The following is a 7,244-nucleotide window of genomic DNA, read 5'->3' as shown; positions in this document are numbered from 1 at the left end:
CGTAAATTGTATATAAGAGACAGGTGCGGGGGTGGGCGCCGGTGCGGGACGATGGGCGTCCGGTCGTGGACGGCGCCGGCGGCGGCACGGTGCGGCGGGTGCGGCGTTCGTGGCGAGGGAAGGCCAGGAGCGCCAGGACGGCCAGGCCGACGCCCGCGACGCGCAACAGGAACGGTCCCGACTCGTGCGGCCACGGCTCGCCGTACAGCAGCGTGGCCGACAGCAGCAGGTGCGTCTTGGCGGTGACCGTGACGACCGTGACGATAATCATGAGGCGGCAGCGCTGCAGGCCGATCGAGAGCAGCCCGAGGCCGAGGCCGCCCGCCAGCAGGAACAGGTACGGGTGCGGCGAGGCCAGCACTCCTGGGCCCCGGCCGTCGGCGAGCATCATCGCCATGCCCTGGCCGAACACCTCGGTGGCGCCGAGCAGGACGCCCGCGCCGAGCCCGTGGGCGATTCCGGTCAGCGGGCGCGCGTGCCGTCCACTGACGGGGCGGTCGCGCACGCAGAACATCCACAGCGGCAGGACCAGCGACGGCACGAACACCAGGCCCGCCTTCCACAGCGGGAGGGTATCGGCGGCACCGGCGCCGCCCGGACGGTGCAAGGCGTCCGGCAGCGACTCGCCGGCGCCGGGCAGCACCGACAGCGCCGCGGTGATCATCGCGGCCACGGTGATGAGGACCGCGAGCCACTCCCGCGACGTCGGCCGTTCACCGAACCCGCTCATCCCCACCGCGAGGAGCGTGACGAGGCCGAGCCCGTAGGCGGGCAGAGTCGCGACCACGGGCAGCGTGACGAGCGCGAAGGCCGACAAGGCGAACCCCGCCAGCAGCACCGCGACCCCGGCGAGCCAGCGCGGGCTGCGCGCGAGCCGTCCGGCTGCGTGCAGCGGGTGCCGACCCCCGATCGGGCTCATCCGCCCAGCGGCCGTCTTGAACAGGACGTAGGCGGCGATATAGACGGCCTGCGCGGCGCAGGCGAGGACGACCGCGTGCATGGCGCACCTCCGGGACGGACTCGCGTCCTTCACCCCACCCGGCGAAAAACGCTGTCGAAACGGATGGTGACATGAGGAGGGCGTCCGCCGATTCTCGCCGCGAGACGGAGAAAACACCCGATTTGTGCGCCTCGGTGAGTATCGCGGGGCCCGGCTGTCCCGGAAAGGCCAAGATCAATGCATCGGGCGCATTGCCGATCACTCACCGCAGGGGAATGATTGCGGTGCGCTTCCGAGTCAGGTGTGGTGATGCAGTGTCGGTCAGGTTGGAGAGGCTGGGCGAACCGTTCGGCTTCAGCGACGGCGAGGGCGGCCGCCGGGCCCGCCGGGCGGTGCGCGAGCGCGCCGCCAAGCTCATCGCGGACGAGGGGCTTCTCGACGACGTCGAGCTGATGACGGCCGAGGCCGTCGCCAACGCCGTCCTGCACGGTTCCGGGCTCGTCACGGTGACCGTCGCCACCGACGGCCGCGCGCTGCTCGTGGAGGTCGCCGACGACGGCCCCGCCCGCCCCGGTCCGGCGGCGGCCGACCCGCACGTCCGCCGCCGCCTCGACCACGGCCGCGGCCTGACCGTCATTGACGCCCTCGCCGACGAATGGGGGCTGGAGCAGACCCCCGACCGCACCCGCCTCTGGTTCACCCTCAGCCCCTGAACCCCGCCGAGCGCTAGGGGCACGGCTAGGAGGACAGGGCGCTAGGGGCGCGGCGTTAGGTGGCAGGGCGTTAAGAGGCAGGGCGTTAAGAGGCAGGGCGTTAGGCGGGCTGGGCTCTAGGAGGGCCGGACGGTAGGCGGGCCGGGCGGTAGGACGGCCGGGCGGTAGGAGAGCAGGGCGCTAGGAGAGCAGGGCGCGGCGGACGACCTTGCCTGTGGCGTTGCGGGGAAGCGTGTCCAGGAAGTGGACGTCGCGGGGCACGGCGAAGCGGGCCAGATGCTCCCGGACGTGCGCGCGAACGGCTTCGGCGTCCAGTTCCGCGCCCTCGCGCAGGACGAGGAAGGCGGCGGCGCGCTGCCCGAACTCCTCGTCCGGGACGCCGACGACGGCCACCTCCCTGACCTGCGGCAGCTTCTCCAGCACCTCTTCGATCGCGCCCGGGAAGACGTTCTCGCCGCCGGAGACGATCATGTCGTCGTCGCGGCCGTGCACGAACAGCCGGCCCTGGTCGTCGAGGTGCCCGACGTCGCCGAGGCTCATCAGGCCGTCCCGCATCTCCTTGGTGCCGCCGCCGGTGTAGCCGGCGAACAGCAGCTCGTTGGCGGCGAAGATGCGGCCGGTGGTGCCGGGCGGGACGGGGCGTCCCTCGTCGTCCAGGATCGCGACCCTCGTCCCCGGCGGCGGCGTGCCGGCCGTGTCGGGGTCGGCGCGCAGGTCGGCGGGTGTGGCGATGGTGACCCAGGACGCCTCAGTCGACCCGTACAGGTTGTAGAGGACGTCGCCGAACGCGTCCATGAACGCGGTGGCGAGCGTCGCGGGCAGGGCCGAGCCGCTGACGGCGGCGATCCGCAGCGAGGACGTGTCGTGCTTGCGCCGCGCCGGCTCCGGGACGTCCAGGACGCGCTGGAGCATGACCGGCACGGCGACGAGCGCGGTCGCACCCGTGAGGTCGATCGTGCGGAGGGTCTGCTCGGGGTCGAACCGGCTCCGCAGGACGATCGTGGCGCGCAGCGAGATCGCGGTCTGGAGCATCGCGTAGCCCCAGGTGTGGAACAGCGGCGCCTCGATGAACATCCGCTCGTGCACCCGGTACGGGATGCGGGACAGGATCGAGGTGAGCGGCGACAGCCCGGGGCGGGAGTGCCGGTCGGCGCCCTTGGGATGGCCGGTGGTGCCGGAGCTGAGCACGATCGTCCGGCCGGGCTTCGCCGGCGGGTCGACCGGCGCCGCGGGCGCCGTGGCGATGGCGTTCTCCAGCTCCGACCCGGGCCCGCCGGCCGTGATGACGTGCACGGTCTTCGGCACGGCCGCGACGAACCCGGCGAACTCGGCGTCGGCGATGACGACCTCGACCCGCTGCTGCCGCAGGACGGTGACGAGCTGCTCGGTGCTCATCCCCGTGTTGAGCAGCACGAGGTCGGAGCCGCGCTTGCTGCACGCGGTGAGCGCCTCGACCATGCCGCGGTGGTTGCGGCACAGCACCGCCACGCGGGGCGAGTCGTTGAACCGGCCGAGCGCGGCGGCGAGCCGGTCGGTGCGGGCGTCCAGCTCGCCGTAGGTCAGCTCCCCGGCGTCGTCGGCGATCGCGACGACGCCGGGGTCGCGGGCGGCCGCGGAGGCGACCGTCCCGCCGAGCAGGGTGCCCCAGCGGCGCAGGGCGTCGAGCTGGCGGACGACCTTCAGCGGCGGCCCGGGGCGCCACAGCCCGCTCCGGGCGAACATGCCGCCCGCGCGCGCGACCGACGCCGCACGGTGCCCGAACTCCGATCGTCCGCTCATCTCCCACCGCCTCCGGTACGGGGTTCCGGATTACCGACCGTACGGTTGGCGGCTTTCGTGTACTTCTGACTGAAGTCAGCTCTTCGCGGCGGCGATTGTCAGGTGCCTGACAACGAACCGTCCGCGGCGGCGGTCATCGGGGCGTCCGCCTTGTGTGTCCTGCCCGCCTTCTCCGCCGCGTCCGCCGCGTTCGCCTCGGCGGGCGCCGCGGGCTCGGCCAGGTCGAGGCTGTCGCGCAGCGTGACCGGCTTCAGCAGCGCCGCCGCGATGATCCCGACGACCGCGATGGCGGTGGATACCAGGAAGATGTGCCCGGTGGCGTCGCCGTAGGCGGCCCGGACGATCTCCTTGACCGGTCCCGGCAGCGCCGCGATGTCGAGGTTGCCGGCGTCGCCGCCGCCCGCGGTCGGGTCGACGCCGAGCTGCCGCAGCCCGCCGGCGATCTTGTCGGCGACCTGGTTGGCGAGCACCGCGCCGAGCACCGACACGCCGACCGTCCCGCCGAGGGAGCGGAAGAAGGTGACGGTCCCGCTGGCGGCGCCGATCTCGTTCAGGTGGACGGAGTTCTGCACGACGAGCACGAGGTTCTGCATCGTCATGCCGACTCCGGCGCCGATCAGGAACATCCCGACGCCGAGGTAGACCAGCGAGGTCTCGTGGTCGATGGTCGCCAGCATCCCGAACCCGGCGGTCAGGACGAGCGTCCCGAACACGATGTACGGCTTCACCTTGCCGGTCTTGGTGGCGAGGCGTCCGGCGATGGTTGACGCGCCGAACACGCCGAGCATCATCGGGAAGGTCAGCAGGCCCGCCTTGGTCGGGCTGTAGCCGCGTCCGATCTGGAAGTACTGGCCGAGGAAGACGGCGCCGCCGAACATGGCCATGCCGACCGCGAGGCTCGCGATGATCGCGAGGGCGGTGTTGCGGCGCGCGACGATGTCCAGCGGGACGATCGGCTCGGCCGCCCGCCTCTCGACCCACATGGCGATCGCCAGCAGCACGACGCCGCCGCCCGCCATCGCGGCCGTCTGCCAGGACAGCCAGGCGAAGTTCTCGCCGACGAAGGTGACCCAGATGAGCAGGACGCTGACACCGGCGGCGATCAGCGTCGCCCCCGCGTAGTCGATCTTCACGTCGGGACGCCGCATGACCGGCAGCTTGAGGGTCTTCTGCAGCAGCACGAACGCGACGACGGCGAACGGGACGCCGATGAAGAAGCACCAGCGCCAGCCGAGCGCCGAGTCGACGATCAGCCCGCCGAGCAGCGGCCCGCCGACGGTGGCGACCGCCATCACGCCGCCGAGGTAGCCGTAGTAGCGGCCCCGGTCGCGCGGGCTGATCATCGCGGCCATGATGATCTGGACGAGGATCTGCAGCGCGCCGACGCCGAGCCCCTGCACGGCCCGGAAGAAGATGAGCTGCGCGGTGTTCTGCGCGAACCCGGACGCGGCCGACGCCACGATGAAGATGACGACGCCCGCCTGGAGCAGCGTCTTCTTGTTGTAGAGGTCGGCCAGCTTGCCCCAGATGGGGGTGCTGGCGGTGGACACCAGCAGGGTCGCGGTGACGACCCACGTGTACTGCGACTGGCTGCCCTTGAGCGCACCGATGATCTGCGGCAGCGCGGTGGACACGACGGTGCCGCTGAGCATCGCCACGAACAGCACCAGCAGCAGGCCGCTGAGTGCTTCTAGGACCTGCCGGTGCGTCATCTGCGCAGGTCTGGTCGGGGCAGGAACGGTCAAGAGACGCCTCCGCGAGAAGTTGGGAACGAGGCTTCAACCCCGCCGCCCCGGACTCTTATTCCCAGTGGGCAAATTTTCTCACAGAGCAGCATTTGAAGATGGGTAGGCTGGACGCACCATGGAGAGCACCGGTGGGCTGCGCGAACACAAGGGCGGACTGCGCGAGCGCGAGGGCGGGTCGCCCGAGCGGCAGAGCGGGCGCCCCGAGCCCCAGGGCGGACCGTCCGGGCAGCAGGGCGGATCGTCCGGGCAGCAGGGCGGATCGTCCGGGCAGCAGGGCGGGCGCCCCGAGCCCCAGGGAGCGCGGCCTGAGCCGCGCGGCGGGCTCCGCGAGCGCAAGAAGGAGGCGACGCGCCGCGCCCTTCACGAGGCCGCGATGCGCCTCTCCGTCGAGCACGGCCTTGACGAGGTCACCGTCGAGGCCATCGCCGACGCCGCCGGCGTGTCCCGCCGCACCTTCTCCAACTACTTCGGCGGCAAGGAGGAGGCCCTCCTCTACGGCGGCGAGCAGCGGATGCGCGCCCTCCTGGAGACCTTCGCGACACGCCCGGAGGACGAGTCGTCCTGGACGGCGCTGCAGGCCACGTGGCGGCTCGTCCACGAGCGGTTCGGCGACCTCGACCCGCAGTGGGCGGCGCAGGTCCGGCTCGCCCGCAACCACCCGTCCGTGCTGGCCCGGCAGCTCGCCCACTACGCCGAGTTCGAGCGGGCCCTCACCGAGCTGATCGCCGCCCGCGACGGCGTCCCGTCCGCCGGCCTGCGCCACCGCGTCATGGCCGGGGCGTTCATGACCGCGCTCCGCGTCGCGTCCGTGACCTGGACCGAGGAGCGCTCCACCCGCTCCCTCGCCGAGGTGGTCGAGGAGTCCCTGGCCGAGATCGCCCGCGAGTACCGCTAACCGGCGCCGGCGCTCTCCGCGAGCTCGGCGGGGTGCAGGTCCCCGGTGAGCAGCCGCCGCGCCCGCGCCCACCGGTCGGGGCCGTCCAACCAGGCCCGGACGAGCCGCCATCCGTGGTAATAGGCGTAGAGGTAGGGGTTGCCTCCCGGCACCATGACGAGCGGCATCGCGGCGGCCGCCTCGTCCTCCCCGAGCAGCGCCCAGCGCACCAGATACTCGCGGACCTCGCGTTCCGGCCGCCCCTCGGCGGCCATCAGCGTGGCGTTGGGCCAGACGCCCCACAGCAGGTTCGCCGCGCGGTGCAGGGCGGCGACCTCGCCGGGGTCCCGGCCGAGGACGTTCCGGGAGAGCCATTCCCGGGCCTCGTCCCCGGGGAAGACCAGTTCCTCCGCCGCCAGCCCCAGCCCCTCGCTGAGGACGCCCTGCGGTGAGAGCAGGAACCAGACCCGCCGTTCGAGCCGTCCGGGCAGGTGGATCTCCTTGAGCACCGCTTCGGCGATATGCCCCGGATGCCCCTCGTGGGCCACGACGTACAGCAGGTCGGCCAAGTTGAACGGGACATCGCGGTTGATGTGGATGGTGGAGGACGTCCCGCCCGCGTACTCGCCCGCCGCGTGGAACGGCACATCGGACACGAGCCGGCACGTGACGGTCTCGTCCTCGGGCAGCGGGACGATCCGGGAGGTGCGGGCCCGGGTCTCGGTGACCGCGCGGTCCACGAGCGCGGGCAGCCGGTTGACGTCGTCGAGCCGGTGGGCGCCGCGCCAGCCCGCCCGGCGCTCGGCGAGCGACCCGCCGGGAGTGCCCGGCGGGAGCGCCGCTTCGAGCATCTCGTGCGCCTCGGCGAACACCGCCTCCGGCACCCGCTCCGCCTCGATGCCCAGGCATTCGCGGACGTACTCCGGCAGCGCGGCCGGCGCGCCCGCGAGCCGCCGCGCCACCGCCCGCAACGCCCGCACCTGCCCGGCGAGATGGGCTGCACGATGGTCAGCGCGGTGGTCGGCATCGCGGCCGGCGCGGTGGTCGGCGCGGTGGTCGGCGCGGTGGTCGGCATCACGGCCGTCATCACGGCCGGCATCACGGCCGTCATCACGGCCGGCGCGGCGGTCGGCTCGGTGGTCGGCACGGTGATCGGCATCGCGCTCGGCATGGCGGTCAGTCCGGTGGTC

Annotated in this window: 7 protein-coding genes; 3 read left to right on the top strand and 4 right to left on the bottom strand. The window is 72.7% G+C overall.

Annotated features, from left to right (window positions below):
* Positions 1-1,000 (bottom strand): hypothetical protein (locus tag ETD96_RS37790; protein WP_138641297.1); only part of this gene is annotated, 1,000 nt, incomplete at its 3' end.
* 254 nt (positions 1,001-1,254) lie between these two features.
* Between ETD96_RS37790 and ETD96_RS37785 the strand changes: the two genes are divergently transcribed.
* Positions 1,255-1,653, top strand: coding sequence for an ATP-binding protein (locus tag ETD96_RS37785; protein WP_240808514.1), 399 nt, complete (start codon positions 1,255-1,257; stop codon positions 1,651-1,653).
* Positions 1,654-1,833: 180 nt separating this feature from the next.
* Here the strand turns inward: ETD96_RS37785 and ETD96_RS37780 are convergent, their stop codons facing one another.
* Together ETD96_RS37780 and ETD96_RS37775 are read right to left on the bottom strand one after the other, a co-directional pair.
* Complete coding sequence (locus ETD96_RS37780) at positions 1,834-3,432, bottom strand: AMP-binding protein (RefSeq protein WP_138641296.1); 1,599 nt, start codon at positions 3,430-3,432, stop codon at positions 1,834-1,836.
* 98 nt (positions 3,433-3,530) lie between these two features.
* Positions 3,531-5,144, bottom strand: coding sequence for an MDR family MFS transporter (locus ETD96_RS37775; RefSeq protein WP_138641295.1), 1,614 nt, complete (start codon positions 5,142-5,144; stop codon positions 3,531-3,533).
* 151 nt (positions 5,145-5,295) lie between these two features.
* On the opposite strand from ETD96_RS37775, the gene ETD96_RS37770 reads away from it, so the two are divergent.
* On the top strand, positions 5,296-6,075 hold the full coding sequence (locus ETD96_RS37770; protein WP_240808513.1) for a TetR/AcrR family transcriptional regulator: 780 nt from the start codon (positions 5,296-5,298) through the stop codon (positions 6,073-6,075).
* Here the strand turns inward: ETD96_RS37770 and ETD96_RS37765 are convergent.
* Positions 6,072-7,025 (bottom strand): hypothetical protein, encoded by a 954-nt coding sequence (locus ETD96_RS37765; RefSeq protein ID WP_138641294.1) that lies wholly within the window; start codon positions 7,023-7,025, stop codon positions 6,072-6,074. The two genes, ETD96_RS37770 and ETD96_RS37765, sit on opposite strands and share 4 nt — an antisense overlap.
* A 33-nt stretch (positions 7,026-7,058) precedes the next feature.
* On the opposite strand from ETD96_RS37765, the gene ETD96_RS37760 reads away from it, so the two are divergent.
* The coding region (locus ETD96_RS37760) for a hypothetical protein (protein WP_205719657.1) at positions 7,059-7,244 on the top strand (186 nt) is incomplete at its 3' end.

The sequence above is a fragment of the Actinomadura geliboluensis genome, from assembly GCF_005889745.1.
GTDB classification, from domain to species: domain Bacteria; phylum Actinomycetota; class Actinomycetes; order Streptosporangiales; family Streptosporangiaceae; genus Spirillospora; species Spirillospora geliboluensis.
This window is presented reverse-complemented; position numbering and strand designations above follow the sequence as displayed.